This is a genomic window from Magnetospirillum sp. SS-4, assembly GCF_902729425.1.
Classification (GTDB): domain Bacteria; phylum Pseudomonadota; class Alphaproteobacteria; order Rhodospirillales; family Magnetospirillaceae; genus Phaeospirillum.
Map to the genome: position 1 here is coordinate 199,266 of NZ_CACVCH010000001.1, position 20,384 is coordinate 219,649.

The 20,384-nt window shown below is 68.3% G+C and carries 20 protein-coding genes; 5 read left to right on the top strand and 15 right to left on the bottom strand.

What is annotated here, in order from left to right:
• Positions 1-42: 42 nt before the first annotated feature.
• Positions 43-975, bottom strand: a complete 933-nt coding sequence (locus tag MTBSS4_RS01010; RefSeq protein ID WP_173981519.1) for an exopolyphosphatase — start codon at positions 973-975, stop codon at positions 43-45.
• A gap of 179 nt (positions 976-1,154) precedes the next feature.
• On the opposite strand from MTBSS4_RS01010, the gene MTBSS4_RS01015 reads away from it, so the two are divergent.
• Positions 1,155-1,565, top strand: coding sequence for a hypothetical protein (locus tag MTBSS4_RS01015; protein ID WP_173981520.1), 411 nt, complete (start codon positions 1,155-1,157; stop codon positions 1,563-1,565).
• 65 nt (positions 1,566-1,630) lie between these two features.
• Here the strand turns inward: MTBSS4_RS01015 and MTBSS4_RS01020 are convergent, their stop codons facing one another.
• From MTBSS4_RS01020 to sdhC, 4 genes are read right to left on the bottom strand one after another with little or no spacing between them, the layout of a single operon-like run.
• Entirely contained in the window at positions 1,631-2,410 is a 780-nt protein-coding gene (locus MTBSS4_RS01020) for a succinate dehydrogenase iron-sulfur subunit (RefSeq protein ID WP_173981521.1), read from the bottom strand.
• 22 nt (positions 2,411-2,432) lie between these two features.
• Complete coding sequence (sdhA, locus tag MTBSS4_RS01025) at positions 2,433-4,217, bottom strand: succinate dehydrogenase flavoprotein subunit (protein ID WP_173981522.1); 1,785 nt, start codon at positions 4,215-4,217, stop codon at positions 2,433-2,435.
• A gap of 4 nt (positions 4,218-4,221) precedes the next feature.
• Positions 4,222-4,602, bottom strand: a complete 381-nt coding sequence (sdhD, locus tag MTBSS4_RS01030) for a succinate dehydrogenase, hydrophobic membrane anchor protein (protein WP_173981523.1) — start codon at positions 4,600-4,602, stop codon at positions 4,222-4,224.
• Positions 4,603-4,620: 18 nt separating this feature from the next.
• Positions 4,621-4,995, bottom strand: a complete 375-nt coding sequence (sdhC, locus tag MTBSS4_RS01035) for a succinate dehydrogenase, cytochrome b556 subunit (protein ID WP_173981524.1) — start codon at positions 4,993-4,995, stop codon at positions 4,621-4,623.
• A gap of 278 nt (positions 4,996-5,273) precedes the next feature.
• Here sdhC and rpmG point away from each other — a divergent pair, with 278 nt between their 5' ends.
• Positions 5,274-5,441 carry a 50S ribosomal protein L33 gene (gene rpmG, locus MTBSS4_RS01040; RefSeq protein ID WP_173981743.1) on the top strand — a complete coding sequence of 56 codons (168 nt, stop codon included), beginning with the start codon at positions 5,274-5,276 and terminating at the stop codon, positions 5,439-5,441.
• A gap of 96 nt (positions 5,442-5,537) precedes the next feature.
• Here the strand turns inward: rpmG and MTBSS4_RS01045 are convergent, their stop codons facing one another.
• From MTBSS4_RS01045 to MTBSS4_RS01070, 6 genes are read right to left on the bottom strand one after another with little or no spacing between them, the layout of a single operon-like run.
• Positions 5,538-6,563 (bottom strand): GGDEF domain-containing protein, encoded by a 1,026-nt coding sequence (locus tag MTBSS4_RS01045; protein WP_254432321.1) that lies wholly within the window; start codon positions 6,561-6,563, stop codon positions 5,538-5,540.
• Positions 6,564-6,620: 57 nt separating this feature from the next.
• Complete coding sequence (locus MTBSS4_RS01050; protein ID WP_173981525.1) at positions 6,621-8,363, bottom strand: ATP-binding protein; 1,743 nt, start codon at positions 8,361-8,363, stop codon at positions 6,621-6,623.
• Positions 8,364-8,402: 39 nt separating this feature from the next.
• Positions 8,403-9,023 carry a ParA family protein gene (locus tag MTBSS4_RS01055; protein WP_173981526.1) on the bottom strand — a complete coding sequence of 207 codons (621 nt, stop codon included), beginning with the start codon at positions 9,021-9,023 and terminating at the stop codon, positions 8,403-8,405.
• A gap of 35 nt (positions 9,024-9,058) precedes the next feature.
• Positions 9,059-10,384 (bottom strand): ATP-binding protein, encoded by a 1,326-nt coding sequence (locus tag MTBSS4_RS01060; RefSeq protein WP_173981527.1) that lies wholly within the window; start codon positions 10,382-10,384, stop codon positions 9,059-9,061.
• Entirely contained in the window at positions 10,381-11,526 is a 1,146-nt protein-coding gene (locus MTBSS4_RS01065; RefSeq protein ID WP_173981528.1) for an FIST C-terminal domain-containing protein, read from the bottom strand. Before MTBSS4_RS01065 ends, MTBSS4_RS01060 begins: the two co-directional genes overlap by 4 nt.
• Positions 11,523-12,110, bottom strand: a complete 588-nt coding sequence (locus MTBSS4_RS01070) for an arylesterase (RefSeq protein WP_368667757.1) — start codon at positions 12,108-12,110, stop codon at positions 11,523-11,525. The genes MTBSS4_RS01065 and MTBSS4_RS01070 overlap by 4 nt, the downstream gene beginning before the upstream one ends.
• An 82-nt stretch (positions 12,111-12,192) precedes the next feature.
• On the opposite strand from MTBSS4_RS01070, the gene MTBSS4_RS01075 reads away from it, so the two are divergent.
• Both MTBSS4_RS01075 and MTBSS4_RS22685 read left to right on the top strand, forming a co-directional pair.
• The gene (locus tag MTBSS4_RS01075) at positions 12,193-12,879 is read left to right on the top strand and encodes an ABC transporter ATP-binding protein (RefSeq protein WP_173981530.1); all 687 of its coding nucleotides are present in this window, start codon (positions 12,193-12,195) and stop codon (positions 12,877-12,879) included.
• Positions 12,876-15,410: an ABC transporter permease gene (locus MTBSS4_RS22685; RefSeq protein ID WP_173981531.1), complete on the top strand. Its 2,535-nt coding sequence runs from the start codon at positions 12,876-12,878 to the stop codon at positions 15,408-15,410. The genes MTBSS4_RS01075 and MTBSS4_RS22685 overlap by 4 nt, the downstream gene beginning before the upstream one ends.
• 10 nt (positions 15,411-15,420) lie before the next feature.
• Here MTBSS4_RS22685 and MTBSS4_RS01085 read toward each other — a convergent pair whose 3' ends face one another.
• From MTBSS4_RS01085 to MTBSS4_RS01095, 3 genes are read right to left on the bottom strand one after another with little or no spacing between them, the layout of a single operon-like run.
• Positions 15,421-16,200, bottom strand: a complete 780-nt coding sequence (locus MTBSS4_RS01085) for an SDR family NAD(P)-dependent oxidoreductase (protein ID WP_173981532.1) — start codon at positions 16,198-16,200, stop codon at positions 15,421-15,423.
• Positions 16,197-16,997 (bottom strand): sugar phosphate isomerase/epimerase, encoded by an 801-nt coding sequence (locus MTBSS4_RS01090; protein WP_173981533.1) that lies wholly within the window; start codon positions 16,995-16,997, stop codon positions 16,197-16,199. Before MTBSS4_RS01090 ends, MTBSS4_RS01085 begins: the two co-directional genes overlap by 4 nt.
• Positions 16,994-17,905: a class I SAM-dependent methyltransferase gene (locus MTBSS4_RS01095; RefSeq protein ID WP_173981534.1), complete on the bottom strand. Its 912-nt coding sequence runs from the start codon at positions 17,903-17,905 to the stop codon at positions 16,994-16,996. The genes MTBSS4_RS01090 and MTBSS4_RS01095 overlap by 4 nt, the downstream gene beginning before the upstream one ends.
• Positions 17,906-17,953: 48 nt before the next feature.
• On the opposite strand from MTBSS4_RS01095, the gene MTBSS4_RS01100 reads away from it, so the two are divergent.
• A complete protein-coding gene (locus MTBSS4_RS01100) occupies positions 17,954-19,672 on the top strand; it encodes a heparinase II/III family protein (RefSeq protein WP_173981535.1) in 1,719 nt (572 codons plus the stop codon).
• Here the strand turns inward: MTBSS4_RS01100 and MTBSS4_RS01105 are convergent.
• The gene (locus tag MTBSS4_RS01105) at positions 19,653-20,282 is read right to left on the bottom strand and encodes a TetR/AcrR family transcriptional regulator (protein ID WP_173981536.1); all 630 of its coding nucleotides are present in this window, start codon (positions 20,280-20,282) and stop codon (positions 19,653-19,655) included. The two genes, MTBSS4_RS01100 and MTBSS4_RS01105, sit on opposite strands and share 20 nt — an antisense overlap.
• Positions 20,283-20,384 lie beyond the last annotated feature (102 nt).

Below are 20,384 nucleotides of genomic sequence, written 5' to 3' on the forward strand. Positions count from 1 at the left end.
GGGCGGGGACGTTGCCCCGCCCGCGTCCGTGGAAACGGCCGATCAGCCGTCGGCGTTGATCTTGGCGACCAGATCGGACAGCACCTTGTCGCAGACGGCGTTGTCGACCTGGCAGGTGCCGGCGTTGGCATGGCCGCCGCCGCCATACTTCAGGCACAGCTCGCCCACATTGGTCTTGGAGGTGCGGTTGACGATGGATTTGCCGATGGCGAACACGGTGTTCTGCTTCTTCACGCCCCACAGCACGTGGATGGAGATGTTGGTGGCCGGATAGAGCGCGTAGATCATGAAGCGGTTGCCGGCGAAGATCGTTTCCTCGTTGCGCAGGTCCAGCACCACCAGATTCTTGTGGACGGTGGCGCAGCGCTTGACCTGATCCTTGAACTTGGCGGCATGCTCGAAATAAAGGTCGGTGCGTTCCTTGACGTCGGGCAGTTGCAGAATCTGCTCGATCGAATGATCGCGGCAATAATCGATCAGATTCATCATCAGCTGGTAATTGGAGATGCGGAACTCGCGGAAGCGGCCCAGCCCGGTTCGGGCGTCCATGATGTAGTTGAGCAGGGTCCAGCCATCGGGGTTCAATATCTCTTCCAGCGAGTACTGGGCGGAATCCCCCTGATCCACCGCCAGCATCATCGAGTTCCACGACGCCGGGAACTTGGCGGCGCCGCCGTAATAATCGTAGACCACCCGGGCCGCCGACGGGGCCTCGGGGTCGATGACGTGATTGTCCTTGCGCCCCACCCGGATGGTCTCGGACAGGTGATGGTCGAAGGCGATATGAACGCCGTCCACATAGGGCAGGTTGGTGGTGATGTCGCCCGGCCCGATCTCGACCACGCCGTCCTGCATGTCCTTGGGGTGGACGAACTTGATGTCGTCGATCATGTCCAATTGCTTCAGCAGCACGGCGCAGACCAGGCCGTCGAAATCGCTGCGCGTCACCAGACGAAACTTCTTGCCGTCAGACATCGAAACTCTCCTCCTTCCCGCCCTCGGGACATCAGAACCGTTCAGAGCTTATCCCCGAGCGGGCGCAGAGACAACGGCAGAGCTTCGCCCCTATGGTTAAAATGTTCAAAATGGGTCTGTTTCCAAATCCTCCGGCTTGCGCTACATATGCATCGTCGCTTTTTCCAGGATCACTCCCCATGACCTTGTCGCGCATGATCCTCGTCGTGCTGGTTTCGGCGGTGGTGTCCGGCTGTTCCGGCCCTCAGGCCTTCGTCGACCGGAACTATCTGGCGCCTGGAATCCGCAAGCAGAAGCTGCCGGGCTACGACGGTTTCGTCACCGTCTGCCACGACGGCGACACCCCCCGCGAGACGCGCGACCTCCTGGCGCGGGAAGCCTGCGAGGTCTATGGATTGCAGCCGGTCCTGGTGCAGGAGAACCGCTGGCAATGCCGGCTGACGGTGCCGCACCGGGCGACCTATGGCTGTGTCGACCCCGCCATGCGTTTCGACAACGGCGGCTATGTCAACCCGTTCAGTCCCGGCCAGGTGGAACTGTGGCAAAAGCAGCAGGCCGCAGCCGGGCCGGCATCGGCCGCCACCGAGTAACCCCCCCCAACGACGAAGGGGCGGCCATGGCGGGCCGCCCCTTCGCCTTGTCATGCTCCGGTGTCCTACAGGCGCCGTTCGATCATCTTTTCCTTGATGGCGCCGATCGCCTTGGCCGGATTCAGGCCCTTGGGGCAGGTCTTGGTGCAGTTCATGATGGTGTGGCAGCGGTACAGCTTGAAGGGGTCCTCCAAGGCGTCCAGGCGCTCGCCGGTCATCTCGTCGCGGGTGTCGAGAATCCAGCGGGCGGCTTGCAGCAGCACCGACGGACCGAGATAGCGGTCACCGTTCCACCAGTAGCTGGGGCAGCTGGTCTGGCAGCAGAAGCACAGGATACATTCCCACAGGCCGTCCAGCTTTTCCCGCTCTTCCGGGCTTTGCAGCCGCTCGCCGTCGGGCGGGGTCGGGCTCTGGGTCTGCATCCAGGGCTTGATGGAGGCCAACTGGGCGTAGGGCAGGCTGAGGTCGGGGATCAGGTCCTTGACCACCGGCATGTGCGGCAGCGGATACACCGCCGCCTCGCCCTTGATGTCCTCGATGGGCTTCAGGCAGGCCAGGGTGTTGGTGCCGTCGATGTTCATGGCGCACGAGCCGCAGATGCCCTCGCGGCAGGAACGGCGGAAGGTCAGCGTCGAGTCGATCTCGTTCTTGATCTTCAGCAGGGCGTCCAGAACCATCGGGCCGCAATTGTCGAGATCGACCTCGTAGCTGTCGAGGCGGGGATTGGCCCCCGAATCCGGATCGTAGCGGTAGATCTTGAAGACCTTGACCCGCTTGGCGCCGGCGGCCTTGTGGACCTTGCCGGGCTGGACGCGGGAATTGGCGGGCAGGGCGAATTCGACCATGTTCGTATCTCCTTACCCTGACCTAGTACACGCGCTTTTGCGGCTTGATGTACTCGACCTCGTCGGTGAGCGTGTAGGTGTGGACCGGACGGTAGTCCAGCCTCACCTTGCCGTTCTCGACCCAGGCCAGGGAATGCTTCTGCCAGTTGACGTCGTCGCGATCGGGGAAGTCCTCGTGCGCGTGGGCGCCACGGCTTTCCTTGCGGGCCTCGGCCGACACGATGGTGGCCAGCGCGCAATCCATCAGGTTCTCCAGCTCCAGCGCCTCGGCCAGATCGGAGTTCCACACGGTGGAGCGGTCGTTGATCTTGATCTGCGGCAGGGTGGAGGCCACCTGATCCATCTTGGCGCAGCCCTCGGCCAGCGACTTTGACGTGCGGAACACCGCCGCGTCCATCTGCATGGTCTTTTGCATGCCCAGACGGATTTCGCTGGTGTGCATCGAGCCCGAGGCGTTGCGCAGCCGGTCGAAGCGCGACACCGCGAAGTCGCCGCCGTCCTTGGGCAGCGGCTTGTGCGGCGTGCCGGGCTTCATCACCTCGGCGGCGCGCAGCGCGGCGGCGCGGCCGAACACCACGATGTCCAGCAGCGAGTTGGTGCCGAGCCGGTTGGCGCCGTGCACCGACACGCAGGCCGCCTCGCCGATGGCCATCAGGCCGGGCACGGTGGCGTCGGGATTGTCCTTGGTCGGACGCAGCACCTCGCCATGCACATTGGTGGGAATGCCGCCCATGTTGTAGTGCACGGTCGGCAGCACCGGCGCCGGCGCCTTGGTCACGTCGACGCCGGTGAAGATCTTGGCGGTCTCGGTGATGCCGGGCAGGCGCAGTTCCAGGGTCTCGGCCCCCAGATGCTCCAGATGCAGGAAGATGTGGTCGTTTTCCTTGCCGACGCCGCGCCCTTCGCGGATTTCCATGGTCATGGCGCGCGACACCACGTCGCGCGACGCCAGATCCTTGGCGGTGGGGGCGTAACGCTCCATGAAGCGCTCGCCGGCCGAGTTGGTGAGATAGCCGCCCTCGCCGCGGGCGCCCTCGGTGATCAGGCAGCCCGAGCCGTACATGCCGGTGGGATGGAACTGCACGAATTCCATGTCCTGGACCGGCAGGCCGGCGCGGGTCACCATGCCGTGGCCGTCGCCGGTGCAGGTGTGGGCCGAGGTGCACGAGAAGAAGGCGCGGCCATAGCCGCCCGAGGCCAGCACCACCTGATGGGCGCGGAAGCGGTGGAGCGTGCCGTCGTCCAGGTTCCAGGCCATGACGCCCCGGCAGGAGCCGTCGGCATCCATGATCAGGTCAAGGGCGAAGTACTCGATGAAGAACTCGCACTCGTGCCTCAGGCACTGGGAATACAGCGTGTGCAGGATGGCATGCCCGGTGCGGTCGGCGGCGGCGCAGGCGCGCTGCACCGGCTTCTCGCCGTAATTGGACATGTGGCCGCCGAACGGGCGCTGGTAGATCTTGCCCTCGGGCGTGCGCGAGAACGGAACGCCGAAATGCTCCAGCTCGTGCACCGCCGGCACCGCCTCGCGGCACATGTATTCGATGGCGTCCTGGTCGCCCAGCCAGTCCGACCCCTTGACGGTGTCGTACATGTGCCACTTCCAGTTATCCTCGGCCATGTTGCCGAGCGAGGCGCCGATGCCGCCTTGCGCGGCGACGGTGTGGCTGCGGGTGGGGAACACCTTGGTGATGCAGGCGGTCTTGAACCCCGCCTGCCCCATGCCCATGGTGGCGCGAAGGCCGGCGCCACCGGCGCCGACGACCACCACGTCGTAGGTGTGGTCGATGATCTTGTAGGCGGCCATGGCGTCAGACTCCGACAGCGACTTTCAGGATCGACACCGTCATGAAGACGGCGAGGAAGGCGGCGGCAAGCTTCATCGCGATCAGCGAGACCAGCTTCCTGGCCTCGCAATGGACGTAGTCCTCGATCACGACCTGAAGCCCGAGATGGGCGTGGTACATCACCGACAGCACGGTGAGCAGCAGCAGGCTGGCATTGCCCGGCTTGCTCATCCAGCCCTTGAAGGTGGCGTAATCGGCCCCGGCGAGACCGATCACCGCGACGACGAACCACAGCGACAGGGGCACCAGGATGACGGCGGAGACGCGCTGCGCCCAGAAATGCCCGGCGCCCTCCTTGGCGGAACCCAGGCCGCGGGCGCGGCCGAGAGCGGATTTGAGGCTCATGGTCTACTGCCCCCTTGTTTAAGCGATGATCCAGGCGAGCAGCGTCAGCACTGCCGCGCTGGCCACGACGATGCGGCCGGACTTGTCGGCCTCGGCGATGCCGTAGCCCTTGCCCATGTCCCAGAACAGGTGACGGACGCCGTTGCACAGATGATAGAACAGCGCCGCCGTCCAGCCGAACAGCACCAGCCTGCCGACCACCGAGCCCAGCACCCGGCTGGCCTGTTCGTAGGCATCGGGGCCATAGGCGGCCGAGGCCAGCCAGTAGGCGAGCACGGCCGTGCCAACCGCCAGCGCCACGCCGGTGGCGCGATGCGTGATGGACAGCACCGCGGTGAACGGCATCTTGTAGATCTGGATGTGCGGGGAAAGCGGCCGGTTGCGCGTTGACATGGCGGTAAGCCCCTGAAATGCGGACGACGAAGGCCTCGTTGTGGCCTTTTATGCGGCGATGCGGCAAGTGTTTATCCCCTCGCGCCCTCCGAGTCAACGATGGCAAACCACACTTTCCGGCGGGACGACCTACCCGGACGAGGGTGGGAGAAGGCCGGGCTTCCGGCCCGGGGCAGGAAAGTTGACCCATCCGGCTTTGAACCCTTGACTCCGGCGGAGGGATCAGTATGGTGCGCCCCCTGAGTTTCGATCTCCAACGCCTTTCGGGATTTTTCGTCATGGCCAAGCCAGCCACCATCCTCATCAAGCTCCTGAGCTCCGCCGGCACGGGCTTCTTCTACGTGGCGAAGAAGAACCCCCGCAAGACGACCGAAAAGCTGGAGTTCCGCAAGTACGATCCGGTCGTGCGCAAGCATGTCCAGTTCAAGGAAACCAAGATCAAGTAGCCGGCGCGCGGCGAACGCCGCGCCGGACGCTTCGGCCTGGTATCACAAGGGGCGCCCGCCGGGGCGCCCTTTTTACGTCGCCGGAGCCGTTCGGGATCAGAACAGTTCGGGGTCGTCGCCGGAACGCTCCTCGTCGGTCAAGTGGCCGTCTCCGACAAGCCGCTCGAACGAACGGACCTGATCGCGGCCGTTGGCCTTGGCGAAGTAAAGGGCGCGGTCGGCCCTGCCGATGACCACCGAGGGCAGGTCCTCCGGCAAGATGCGAACGAAGCCGATGCTCACCGTCACCTTGCCGACCTGGGGAAAGGCAAAGCCGGCGACAATGGAGCGGAAGCGCTCGAACACCGCGCCGGCCCCGTCATAGGTCGTCGGCGACAGCATCACCACGAATTCCTCACCGCCGAAGCGGAACAGCAGGTCCTCGACGCGAAAGGCCTTGCGCATCAACGCCGCCAGCAGCAGCAGGACCTCGTCGCCGAAGACATGGCCGAAGCTGTCGTTGACCCGCTTGAAGTGGTCGATATCGATGATGCCCAGCCAGTGATGCTCGCCATCGAGATGGGCGGCGCGCCGGTCGCCGTGGAACGGAACCGCCAGATGGCGGGAACTGGCGACGATGCGGCTGAAATTCTCGTCGAAGGTCTTGCGGTTCCGCAACCCGGTCAGGGTGTCGCGGGCGGCGTCGCGCAGAATGGCGAGATAGTTCCGGTAGATGGCGGCGAAGCCCTCGATCAGCCCGACCTGTTCGACCTTGCCGGCGGAGGTCAGGGTCACCAGGAAGGCGCCGACATCGCCGTGATCATCGGTGATGGCCAGGGCGCGGCGCACGCCGCCACCGGCCAGGACATGAAACCGGGACGCGCCGACGGCCAGGGCTTCCCGCAACAGCGGATCGTCCCCGGTCTCGTCCATGGACTCAAGAGCCGGACGGCCGGCCACCGCCACGTAGTCGACAAGAATGCCGCCGCCGGAGAGGCCCGGACGACAGATGCCGCAGAACTCCAGCCCCGCCAGATGGGTCAGGGTCTTGACCAGACTCTCTTCCAGATGCTGCTGGCTGCGTTGCTCGGTGACCCGAACCACCGACGACAGCACCGATTCCAGGGTAATGCTTTCGTCCACGTCAGCCCCGATCCTTACCGCAGCCTGGATATGGCCGATTGGCAGGGCCGGAGTCAATCACGGCGAGTCCGGGGCAACGGCGCGGAGCGGCAGGGTCACCGTGACCGTCGTCCCCCGCCCCTTGACGCTGGCCAGTTCCAGCCTGCCGCCATGCAATTCGGCCAGCCGCCTGGACAGCGGCAGGCCGAGGCCGGTTCCGGCCTCGGCCCGCGCCACGTCCGAGACCACCTGGCCGAACGGCGTCATCGCCGTCTCCATCTCGGCGCCGGTCATGCCGATGCCGGTGTCTTCCACCGTCAGCACCATGAAATCGCCGTCGCGATGGCCGGAAATCGAGATGGCGCCGCCCTCTGGGGTGAACTTGACGGCGTTGGACAGCAGGTTCAGAACGATCTGGCGCAGCCGCCGGGGGTCGGCGACAAGGTCAAGGCCATCGGGCAGGGCGGCCGACAGGACCACCCCCTTGGACTCGGCCTTCGGTTGCAGCAGCAGCACGCATTCGACGACCAGCCGATGAAGATCGACCGGTTCGAGGTGCAGTTCGGCCTTGCCCACCTCGATCTTCGACAGATCGAGAATATCGTTGATCAGTCCCAGCAGATGCCGGCCCGAAGTCTGGACATGGCCGAGATAGTCGTGGCAGCGCTCGCGGCAGGAATGATCGGGAAAGCCGGTGAGCAGGGCGTCGGAAAAGCCCAGGATGGCGTTCAGCGGCGTGCGCAGTTCGTGGCTCATGTTGGCGAGAAAGGCCGACTTGGCCTGATTGGCGCCATCGGCCGCGATTCGGGCCGCCGCCAGTTCCGCCACCGTCCGGTCGACCCGGACCAGCTGGCGCAGCAATCCACGGGTCAGCGCCAGGATGACCAGGGTCACAACGGCGGCGGCGGACGCCAGGGTTGCCGCCTGAAACCGCCAGTCGGTCAGGATTTCGTCGACGTCGCGGCTGACCACCGCCATGACGGGAGAGGAGCCGCCGCGATTGGCGCTGAACAGCCGCATCCTGCCGTCCAGCGGCGAGACGATGCTGCCGCCGTGGCTCTGGACGTTGCGGGCGGCCTGGAAGGAAGGCAGGTCGGCGATGGAGCGCCCGACGAAACGGTCGTGATCGGGCGATCGCGTCAGGATGATGCCGTTTCCATCCACCAGCAGCGCCGAATCGGTTGGATTGGGGGTGGCGATGGCCACCATGGCGGCCAGATCGGCCAGCGAGACCACGGCGGCGGCCACCCCGGCGAAGGACCCGTCGGAAGCGGTGACGCGGCGGCTGGCCACCATGATCCAGGAACCGTCGTTGCGGCTGCGGACCGGCGCGCCGATGAACAGCCCGGCGTCGGACCGGTCCGTGTGGTGGCGGACATAATCGCGGTCGGACAGGTCCACTTTCTGATAGGGATCGGACAGGTTGGTGGCGTAGCGGGTATGTCCATCGACCCCGATCACCAGGATCGAGCGGACGATGCCGGCCTCCGCCACCTGCCGGTTGAGAAAGGCCAGGACGGCCGGGCGGCTGTCCCGCTCCGTCACCGGGCGGGCGACGACCACCTCGGCGACCCCGGCCAGCATCTTGTCGATGGCGCCGAAATTGGAATCGGTCACCGAGGCCAGCAGGCGGCTGGTATTGCTGACCACGCCAGCGGCGACACGAAGCGCCTCGTTGCGCTCGGTCTTGATCCACGCGGCCGTGCCCAGCAGAAGGATGGTTATGATCAGGGCGGAAAAGGCGATCAGCCGGGACCGGATCGCCGCCGACCCGGCGGGAAGCCGCGGGGCGGCCGGAGGCGGCGGTGGTGTCGTCATCATGGCGCGGCGTGTCTCGTCGTCATCGGAATGAATGTGGGGTCAGCGCGCCAGCATATCCAGCAGCGGCCGCCATTCGGCCGCGTAGGACGCGGCGCGGCGGTCACGGGCTTCCAGCACGGACGCCCCTTGCGCCGCCACGCTGGGATAGATCTGGCTGTCGCGCAGCCGGGCGACCACCTGGAAGCCCAGTCCCCCGAAAAAGCCGTCGAGATGGTCGCTGGCCCGGGTGCCGGGGCGCAGGCGGTTGCCGATGACGGCGACGGCCCGCTTGTTCTTGCGCACCGCCTTGACCTTGGCGAGACGCTCGAGGAAATGGGCGGTGGCGTCCTCATCGAAGGCGCCGGGCAGCACCGGCACCACCACGATGTCGCTGATGTCGATCAGGTCCTCCACATCCTTGTGATGCATGGCGGCCGGCGCGTCGATCACCAGCCGCGCCAGTCCCTTGGCGGGCGAGCCCACGTCCTTGGACCAGTCCAGGCCGGCGATGGGCGGCAAGGCGTCCGAACGCCGCCGCAGCCAGTTGAGGCTGGAACGCTGGCGGTCGCAATCGCCGATGGCGGTGGCGAGGCCGGACCCGGCGAAGAAGGCGGCGATATGGGTCGCCAGCGTGGTCTTGCCGCAACCGCCCTTGATGTTTCCCACCAGCACCGTCAGCATCCGCGTCCTCCCCCGCCCTTGTCCCGGCGATGCTATCACAGCGGCAGCCTGACGCGAGCCCTTAAGCCTCCCAGTGGGGAATCCTCCAGCAGCACGTCGCCGCCATGGGTGCGGATGATGTCGCGGGCGATGGTGAGGCCCAGCCCGACGCCGCCGGTGCACAGATTGCGCGACTGTTCCAGGCGGGTGAAGGGCTTGAACACCTCTTCCCGGCTGTCGGGGGGAATGCCGGGACCATCGTCGTCGATCAGCACCTCGGCCACCTCCTGGCGGCGGCCCACCCGCACCCAGACATGGCCGCCGTAGCGGATGGCGTTGCCCACCAGATTGCCCAGCGCCCGGGCCATGGCGTCGGGGCGCAGCGGCATGACGATGCCGCCCTCGCTGTGCAGGTCGATGGTGCTGCCCTGGCGGCGGAAACGCCCCACCACCTCGTCCACCAGGACCGGCAGGTCGGTGGATTGCGGCGCCTCGCTGCCTTCGCCCCTGGCGAAGGCCAGATAGCCCTCGACCATGCGTTCCATCTCGGCCACGTCCTCGTCCAGTTCGGCGCGGCCCTCCATGTCGCCCAGGATGGCCAGTTGCAGCTTCATGCGGGTCAGCGGCGTGCGCAGGTCGTGCGACACTCCGGCCAGCATCTCGGTGCGCTGCTGAATCTGCCGCTGGATGCGGTGGCGCATCAGGTTGAAGGCCTGGGCCGCCTGACGGACCTCGGTGGCGCCCTCGGGCTTGAAATCGGCCACGTCCAGTCCCTTGCCGAAACGTTCGGCGGCGGCCGCCAGCTTGCGGACGCTGCGCACCTGGTTGCGCATGAACACGGTGGCGATGCCGAACATCAGCATGGCGGTGCCCAGCATCCACAGGATGAAGACGGTGGTGGTGGAACTGAACAGCCGCTTCTTGGGAGCGTAGACCTCCAGCAGGCCGTCGGACAACTGCACCAGGATCACCACCTCCCGCTCGAAGCGCTCGGCGTCCAGGCGATAGGGGCGCTGGACCCGCTCGTCCATGGCGTCGGCCATGGCGCGTTCGAGAAAGCTGGCGGGGGGCGCCGGCGGCTGGTTGGGCAGGATGCCGCCCGGAACGAAGCGGATGTCCAGCTCCATCTTGGCGGCGGCGATGGACAAGATGACGGCGCGGGATTCCGGCGCGGGAAAGGCGCGGGTCATCTCGATCACCGAACCGATGTCACCGGCCATCCCCTTGGCCAGGCGCCGCGCCACCGTCTCCCAGTGGCTGCCGTAGAACACATAGGCCGACACCAGTTGCAGCACCACCAGCGGCATGACGATGATCAGCAGCGAACGCCCCAGCAATCCCTGGGGCAACAGCCGCTTCAGCCACAGGCCGGGTCTGGTCACGTCGGAACTCCCCCCGATTTCGGAACACCGCAAGGCTGGCCGGGCAGCAGCGCCAGCACGCCGGTGAAGCCGTAAAGCCGGTCACGGCTGATCTCGCCGTTGGCGAAGACGCCAATCAGCGGAAAGTCCCCCAGCACCTCGGCCAGCAGGGCGGCCTCGGCGCCATCGTCGCCGAACATGTGCCGCCCGCGTCCGATACAGGAAACATAGAAGCCCGCGCGAATCGGACGATCGCCCAGACGGTCCTTCAGGTCGCCCAGCATGCGCCGCAGGTCGGCCTGGGCGGCGTTGGAATCGCGCCTGACGAACATCAGCGGGTCCCCCACTCCCGGCTGGTCGCCGATGGCCAGCCAGCCGTGGCCGGGATCGACGCCCATCAGCGTCCGCACCTGATAGTCCGGGCAATCGGACCCCGGCACCGGCAGGGCAACGTGGATGTAGCCGGAAATGCGGCGCAGGTCGCGGGCCAGCAATTCCCCCACGTCCTGCTTCAGAACCTCCAGGGCCGGCTGGCCGTCCAGTTGCATGACGACGCCGTCCCAGGCTTCGGTGACGGTATGGACCGGTCCCACCGGCGAACAGCCCTGGCTGAGCCCGGTCAGCACGCCCAGCGACACGTCCAGCAGCACGCCGCTGAGCCCCCCGGCCAGCACCCGGTCGGCCAGTTGCGCCGGCGGGCCGCCCGCCGACAATAGGCCGCCCACCAGGAACCCGGCCTCGCAGGCCAGGCCGGCCAGCGAATCCGCCACGCCGGGGTCGCGCGGGTCGCCGTGCACCAACCCGACGCAGTCGGGATGGCGGATGGGCCATTCGCCGGCGTCGCCGCCGAAAACATGAAACGAATCCGGCGGCAGATGGCCGACCATCACCGCCAGGGCGCCCCCCTTCCGGTCATAGTCGTCGCGATACTCGGCGCCGGCGACGCAGATGCCGGGGGCGATGCCGCCGACCCAATGCCCGATCCGGGTGGTCTCGCGCAGGAAGGTGAGGATGCTGGACAGATGCGGCGCGAAGGTCTCGGTGACGTACAGAAAGCCCAGATTGGCCCCGGCCAGCGGCCCCAGGCGATCAAGGCAGCCCTTGGCGGTCAGGCCCCAATGTTCGCCCCGGCCATGGGCGACGACGAAGGGAGGCGAGGTCATGGCGCCCCCCTCGTCCCCTGCCGGGCGTGGCGGTCCAGCAGGACCCGGACCGAGGGCAGGATGCGCTCGACGATCACATCGACCCCCTTGGCGGTGGGATGCAGTCCGTCGGGCTGGTTGAGGCGGGCGTCGCCGGCGATGCCGTCCAGGAAAAAGGGATAGAACACCACGTCGTGACGGGCGGCCAAGCCCTCGAACACCGCCTTGTACTCGGCCTCGAAGGCGCGGCCGTAATTGGGCGGCGCCAGCATTCCCGCCAGCAGCACCCCGATGCCGTCCCGCTTCAGCCGGGTCAGGATGGCGTCCAGATTGGTCCGCGTCACCTTGGGGTCGAGACCGCGCAGCCCGTCATTGGCCCCCAGTTCGACGATGGCAAGGTCTGGGCGTTCCGCCAGCGCCCAGACCAGCCGCGCCAGCCCGCCGGCGGTGGTGTCGCCCGACACGCCGGCATTGATCACCCGCACGTCGCGCCCTTCCGCCCGCAAGGCCCGTTCCAGCCGCGCCGGAAAGGCGGCCTCGGCGGCGAGGCCGAAACCGGCGGTCAGCGAATCCCCCAGGGCGAGGATTTTCAGGGGTTGCGCCATGGCGGGACCTCCCATCGCGTTGACAAGCGCCAAGATGGCGCCATATCCCAGGATCGCCCGGCGAAAGAAAGATCCTGCCCTCATGACCCAGCCTTCCATTGCGCATCCTCTCGTCGCCCTGCGGGACGTCCATCTCAACTTGGCGAGCTTGGCGGGCGAGGTCAATGTCCTGCGTGGCCTCGACCTGGAGGTCCGGGACGGCGAGACCCTGGGCGTGGTGGGGCCGTCGGGGTCGGGCAAGTCCACCTTGCTGATGGTGATGTCGGGGCTGGAACGTCCCACCTCGGGCTCGATCATGGTGGCGGGGTGCGATCTGGCCGGAATGGGCGAGGACGATCTGGCCCGGTTCCGCCGCGATCACGTCGGCATCGTCTTTCAGTCGTTCCACCTGATCCCGACCATGACGGCGCTGGAAAACGTCGCGGTGCCGCTGGAACTGGCCGGGCGGCCCGACGGCTTCGAGGCCGCCGCCGAGGCGCTGGAGAGGGTCGGCCTCAAGGCCCGGCTGGATCATTATCCCGGCCAGTTGTCGGGCGGCGAGCAGCAGCGGGTCGCCCTTGCCCGCGCCTGCGTCACCCGGCCGAAACTGCTGCTGGCCGACGAACCCACCGGCAACCTGGACGGCGCCAATGGCCGCGCCATCATGGACATGCTGTTCGATCTCAACCGCCGCCTGGGAACCACCCTGGTGCTGGTGACCCACGACGACGGGCTGGCGGCGCGCTGCGGCCGGCTGGTCCGGGTCGAGGACGGGCGGATCAGGACATGACGACCCTTGGCTTGGCGATCACGATCGCCCGCCGGGAATTGCGCGGCGGCCTCAAGGGTTTTCGCATCCTGGTGGCCTGCCTGGCGCTGGGGGTGGCGGCCATCGCCGCCTCGGGCAGCCTGCGCGCCGCCTTCGACGCCGCCATCACCCACGACGCCCGCGCCCTGCTGGGCGGCGATCTCGACCTGCGCCAGTCGCATCACGCGCCCGAGCCCGGGCAACTGGCGGCGCTGGCCGAACTGGGCCGCGTCACCCAGGGCATCGAGATGCGGGCCATGGCCAGCGTCGGCGACAACCGCGACCGTTCGCTGGTGGAGTTGAAGGGCGTCGACGACGCCTATCCCCTGGTGGGGACCCTGGCCCTGACTCCCGCCATGACGCCGCAACAAGCGCTGGAGCGCCGCGACGGAACCTGGGGCGCCGTCGCCGAGGCCAATCTGCTGGACCGCCTCGGAATCGGGCCGGGTCGGCGCCTGCGGGTGGGCGACGCCGAATTCGAGATACGCGCCGTCATCGCCAAGGAGCCGGACCGGGTCGCCACCGCCCTGTCGTTCGGGCCGCGCCTGATGGTGGCGGCCGAGGCGGTGGCCGAGACCGGACTGGTCCAGCCGGGCAGCCTGATCCGCTTCACCGCCCGCGTCGACCTGCGCCCCGACGTGGACGTCGCCGCCGCCAAGGCCGAACTGGCCCGGCGCTTTCCCGAAGCCGCATGGCAGGTGCGAGACGCCGGCGACGCCGCCCCCGGCGTCGGGCGTTTCCTCGACACCCTGGCCTCGTTCCTCACCCTGGTGGGGCTGACGGCGCTGCTGGTGGGCGGCATCGGCGTCGCCAATTCCGTCCGCGCCTATCTGGACGGCAAGATCGCCACCATCGCCACCCTCAAATGCCTGGGCGCGCCGACCCGGCTGATCTTGCTGACCTATCTGCTGCTGGTGGGGCTGCTGGCCGGGGCCGGCATCCTGATCGGCCTCGTGGCCGGCGCCGCCGTGACGCCGCTGGTGATCGGCATTGTCGGAGAATCCCTGCCGCTGCCGGCCCATGCCGGCCTGTTTCCCGGGCCGCTGCTGGTGGCGGCCGGCTTCGGCGCCCTGTCCGCCCTGGTGTTCACCCTGTGGCCGCTCGCCCGCGCCGCCCGGGTGCCGGCCTCGACCCTGTTCCGCCATCTGGCGGTGCCGGTGGGCGGCTCGCCCGACCGCGCCACCCTGGCGGTCCTGGTGGTGGCCGCCATCGCCCTGGCGGCGCTGACCGTGCTGTCGGCCGGCAACCGGCCGCTGGCGGCGTGGTTCGTGGGCGCCGCCGCCGCCACCTTGCTGCTGTTCCGCCTGCTGGCCTGGGGACTGGCGCGGTCCGCCGACCGCCTCAACGCCAGCCACGGCCGCCGGCTGGGACCGACGTGGCGGCTGGCCCTTGCCAGCCTGCACCGTCCCGGCGGCGCGGTGGTGGGCATGGTGCTGTCGCTGGGCCTGGGGCTGACGGTGCTGGTGACCATCGCCCTGGTGGAAGGCAATCTGGCCGATCAGTTCGGCGAGCGTCTGCCGGCCCAGGCGCCGTCCTTCTACTTCATCGACGTCCAGCCCGATCAGGTGGCGGCGCTGGAACAGGCGGTAACCGAAACCGACGCCCGGGCCACCCTGGACAAGGCCGCCATGGTGCGCGGCCGCATCAGCCGTATTCGCGGCGTTCCGGTGGGCGAGGCCTCCATCGCCCCCGAGGTGCAGTGGGCGGCCAGGGGAGACCGCGGCCTGTCCTCGGCCGGAGCGCCGCCGCCGGGAACCCGGCTGTCGGAGGGAACGTGGTGGCCGGCCGACCATGCCGGACCGCCGCTGGTCTCGGTGGACGCGGCGGTGGCCAAGGGTTTCGGCCTCAGGGTCGGCGACATGCTGGGCCTCAACGTACTGGGCCGCGAGATCGAGGCCAGGGTCGCCTCGCTCCGCGTCATCGACTGGTCGAGCCTGACCATGAATTTCGCCTTCCTGCTGTCGCCGGGCGTGCTGGACGGGGCACCGCACACCTTCATCGCCACCGTCCATGCCGCCGCCGACCGCGACGCCGCCATCGAGAAGGCGGTGACCGACCGCCTGCCCAACGTTTCCTCGATCCGGGTCAAGGAGGCGCTTGAATCGGTCCGCGCCATCATCAGGCAGGCCGACATGGCGGTGCGCCTCGCCGGTCTGGTCACCCTGGCGGCGGGCGCCATGGTGCTGGCCGGGGCGGTGATGGCCGGCCATCGCCGCCGCGTCTGGGAAGCGGTGGTGATGAAGGTGCTGGGCGCCACCCGGGGGCAGTTGTGGCGCGCCCATCTGGCCGAGTTCGCGGTGGTCGGACTGGTCACCGGACTGGCCGCAGCCGCCATCGGATCGCTGGCGGCCCGCGCCATCCTCATCCACGTCATGAAGGCGGAATGGATATTCCTGCCCGGCATCACCGCCGCCACCCTGGCGCTGGCGCTGGCAGCCAGCCTGCTGGCCGGATTCGCCGGCACCTGGTGGGCGCTGGGGGCCAAGGCGTCGCCGCTGCTGCGCAACGAATAGAAGGCCCGGATCAGAGCCAGTCGCCACCGGTCAGCGGAATCATCTGGCCGGTCATGAAGGCCGACCAGCCCGACAGCAGCCAGATCATCAGGGCGGCGGCCTCGTCCACATGGCCGCCGCGTCTCAACGGCACCAGGGCGGCACGCTCGTCCATCTGGGCCGGGCTGCGGTTGTGCCAGCGCTGGTGAAAGCCGGATTCGATGAAGCCGAAGCGCAGGCCGTTGACCAGGACGGAATGGGGGGCGCCCTCGCGGGCCATGCCCTGGACCATGCATTCGGTGCCGCGCTTGGCGACGGCATAGGGAAACGAGGTGGCCGAGCCGCCATGGATGGCCGATTCGGTGCCGGTCAGCAGGATGCGGCCGCCCGTGCCCTGGGCCGCCATGCGGGCCATGGCGGCGCGGGCCAGGAAGAACGGCTGGTCCAGGTTTATCTCCTGCTCGCGGCGCCATTGCTCCTCGGTGATGTCCTTCCAGTGGCCGGTGTAGAGGATGCAGCCCGACAGCACCACCAGGGCGTCGATGCCGCCGGCCGCCTCGGCGAACTCGTCCACCACCGCGGCGCAATCAGCTTCGGAAGCGAAGGCGCGCTGCAACGGAATCAGGCCGTCTTCCGCCCCGAACGACTGGCTGGCGCCGTGGGCGCCGATGACGCAGCGGCTGCCCTGGCGCAGCATGGCGACCAAAGCGCGCCCCAAACCGCCGGTGGCGCCGGTGACCAGGATGCGCATGCCCTCAGGCACCGCCGGCACCCAGTCGGGACGGATGAAGGGGCTGCGGGGCTGGCTCATCCGTAGCACTCCTGAAGGTGGCGGGCGCCGCGTGCCACGTCGGCGAGGGGGGAGCCGGGGCTCAGCAGCCGCTGCTCGGCCGACACCCAGCCGTCATAGCCGATGGCCTTGAGACGACGGCCCAGCAAAGCGTGATCGACGGCCCCGGTCGAACCGGGCACCACCAGACCGGGATCGTTGGCATGGAAGTGGTCGAGGCGGCCGGAAACGGCGGCGAAGGTCTCCGGCCCGGTCTCGCCGTTCTCCACCAGCGCCTTGGCGTCCAGTTGCAGGCCCAGCGCCGGGTGACGGATCTCGTCCACCACCGCCCGGCATTCGGCGGCTGAGTTGAGGAAATCGGAATCCTTCGGCCCCAGCGGCTCGAAGCACAGCACCGTGCCATGGCTCTCGATCCGGGGCAGCAACTCGGACAGGAAACGCCGGGTCTCGGCGTGAGCTTCAGTGGCGGGCAATTCGCCCCGCCGCCTGCCGCCGCCATAGATCAGGGTGCGGCCGCCGAGGTCGCGGCACAGCGCCGACAGCGCCACCATGAAATCCAGGGTCTCGGCCCTGGACGCCGGGTCCTTGAACAGGCCGAGATGCGGCCGGTCGAAGAACAGCGAATGCAGCCCCACCACCGTCAGGCCGGCGGCCTCGACGGCGCGGCGATAGGCGGCGATTCCGGCGGCATCCCAGCCGTCCTTCCACACCCGGCTGGGGGCCACTTCCAGCCCGGTGACGCCGAGCGGCGCCAGGCGCTCCAACTCGGCCAGATGGTCATGGGCGGTCAGGGCGATGTTGGAGACGGCGAACTTCATTCGGCCGCGTCCGGCTTGCGGGCCGAGATGAACCACGAGAATCCCATGATCTCGCCCAGTTTCAGTTCCATGGGCGACTGGATCGGCCAGGGCTCGCCATAGACCAGCACGCCGCCGGGATGGGTGCCGTAGCGCCTGATCTGATAGCGGCGGTAGAGGCGGCCCAGCTTGGGCACCAGATACCAGTAGAACTCGCCCTTGCGATAGCGCATGTCGCGGAAGGCGGCGAACAGCCGGGCAATCCCGGCCCCGGTGTAGCAGCGGGTCACCGGATTGGCGACGGTCTGGCGGTTCTTGCCGCCCCATTCGGTGGCCTTGCCCAGCCAGTTGGGATCGCGGAACGCCTTGCCCATCAGCAGGCCGATGGGCAGGAACATGTTGACCCAGTAATGCCACGAGCTTTTGCAATAGAGCATGATCACCGCCTGGCCGCCGGGCTTGAGCACGCGCAACACTTCGGCGATGGCCTTTTCGGTGTCCAGGGTATGGTGCAGCACGCCGTTGGAATAGACGATGTCGAAGGTGTCGTCTGGAAATGGCAGATTCTCGGAATCGCCGTTGACGGCGTTGCAGCCCGCGGCCAGGTCGCCCATCAGGCGGAACTTGGCGTTGGTCGCCCTGGCCCTGGCCGGGGTGATGTCCAGGCTGGTCATGACAGCGCCGTGTTTGGCAAACAGGGCGGAATGGCCGCCGGCGCCGGGTCCGACCTCCAGCACCCGCTTTCCCGCCAGTTCCTTCAGCGGCATCTCGACCACCGCCATATGCTTGCGCAGGCGGAACATGTCCTCCAGATCGTCCAGCGATTTCAGCAGGGCGTCCCGGGTCAGGCCGGCATCCACATCCTCGTACAGCGAGTCGTAGAGCGCCTTCCAGAAGGCTTGAATATCGGTTTTGGCGGGGGCATTCATGATGATCCTCTATAGCTTCCACCCCGGCTCTCGGCTACAAGCAAATTCATGTTCAACGCTCTGATCCGCAAGGGACGGCAACTGGCCGGCGATCCGGTGCTGCGGCGCTGGCTGGCGGCGCGCCTGCTGTGGCGGACGCCGGCCCCGCCCCGCTTCGCCGCCCACCGCCCGCCGTCGCTGGGGGCCGGCTGGTGCGGCCTGGCGGCCGAGCGGCCCGCCGTGGTGTTTTCCGCCCTGCCCGAAGGTCCGCCGCGCGGCCGCCTGACGCTGCGCCTGCCCGGCCTGAGCCTGGAACTGGAGCCGGGCGACGAGGCGGCGCTGGTGGGGCGGAGCTTCGACGATCCCGAGACCAATCTTGGCCTCCACCGTTTCGCCTGGGTGCCGCTGATGAGGCCTGGCGACGATTCCCGCTGGGTGGCGGCGGTGTGGGCGGCGTGGCGCAAGCGCTTCGGCACGCCCGATTCCTCGTGGGCCTGGCATCCCTACACGGCGGCCGAACGGGTCATCAACCTGCTGGCCTTCGCCGACCGCCACGGCCTGCCCGGTCCGGTCGACGACACCCTGGCGGTGCTGGCCGCCCACGCCCCCGCCATCGCCGCCCGGCTGGAATATTTCGGCGAGCACCACACCTCCAACCACCTGTTCAACAACGCCAGGGGACTTTATCTGCTGGGCCTCGCCCTCGGCCTGCCCAACTGCGCCGAGGCCGGCCGCCGGCTGCTGCTGGCCGAGGCCGGGCGTATCTTCCGTCCGTCGGGCGTGCTGCGCGAGGGCTCGACCCATTACCATCTGCTGCTGACCCGCTCGCTGGCCAGCGTCTGGCTGGCGGCGCGGCGGCACGGCCGGCCCGAGGCCGAGGCCTTCGAGGCGCTGCTGTCGCGGGCGGTGGCGGTGCTGCACCGGTTCACCCTGCCGGGCCGCTTTCCCCTGGTGGGCGACATCTCGCCCGATTGCCCGCCCGACCATCTGTTCTGCCTGCTGCCGGGGGGCGACCGCCGTTCCGGCTGGATGGACATCCTGCCGCCCGACGACCGCGCCCGCCTCAAGGTGCTGCTGGAACGGACCGGGCGGAGCGGGTCGCTGGCCGGGGACGGCTGGCTGGCACCCCGCTTCGGCGAGTGGAGCGGCCTGTGGCACGCCGACCCCGACGGCTGGAGCCCCATGCCCGGCCACGGCCACCAGGATTGCGGCGCGTTCGAACTGCATTTCGAGAAGGAACCGGTGTTCGTGGATATCGGGCGCGGCTCGTACGCCCTGGCCGGCGAGGCCGAGGAGACCGTCACCGCCACCGCCCATAACGGCCTCAGCCTCGACGGCCTGGATCCCTATCCCGCCAACCGGCCCTATTACGCCCCGGCCTTTCGCCGCCTGGTTGGCGGCGAGCCGCCCCGTCTGCTGCCCGACGACACCGGGGTGGTGGTGGCGTTCGACGGCTATGGCCGGCTGGACGGCGCCGGAACGGTGGAACGGCACTGGCGCTTCGCCGGCCGCCGGCTGGAGTTGCACGACCGGGTCGACGGCAGCGGCGAGCACGCCGTCATCCGCCGCCTGCACACCACCTGCCGGGTCGAGTCGCTGGACTCCGGGGTGCGGCTGACCGCCCCCGGTGGACGGCGTTTCGCCATTTCCGCCCCCGGCGCCGAGATCGCGGTGCTGCCGGCGGCCTGCTGGACCGCCTATGGCGAAAGTGTCCCGGCCAGCCGCATCGAACTGCGCACGGCCGCGACCTTGCCATGGTCGGGAACCATCACCGTGGAGGCGAGCTAGCTGTCCCCCATGCCCGCAGCATGGTCTCGACCGCGTCGTCGATGACGTCATCGACGCGGCTGCCCTCGGGCTGGGTCAGTCCCAGCAGGGTCCGCATGAAATAATCGGTGCGCAGCATGCCGACGAACTGGTCCGATGCCCGCCGGGGATCGACCGCCGCCAGTTCGCCCCGCCGGATCAGCTCGGCGATGATCGCCGCGATCTGGGCCTTGCCGGCGCCGGGGCCGGAATCGTAGAAGGCCTGGGCCAGTTCCGGCTGGCGAAGCGATTCCGACACCACCACCCGGTACATGGCCAGCGCCTCGGGCGACAGCAAGAGATCCATCAGCCGCCGGCCGATCAGGGTCAGGGCGGCGCGGGCGTCCAGGGTCCTGTCGGCCAGGACGAAGGCCTCGCTCTTGTCGCAGCGCCGCCGGATCACCGCCGCGAACAACTGGTCCTTGCTGTCGAAATGGGCGTAGACGGTGGCCTTGGACACGCCGGCCCGGGCGGCGACGCTGTCCATGCTGGCGGCGGCGTAGCCCATCTCCAGGAACACGGCCTGGGCGGCGTCCAGCACGGCCTCGCGCTTGGCCGACCGCCTGGTTCCTCCGGTTCGCGGCGTCAACATTCATCCTCCACTGCCTGCGGAAAAACTAAACCATGCGGTTCAGTTTTTAAAGACCGCGATTTTTATGCATGAAACGGACCACCCGCCGCCTTTTGCCTTTCC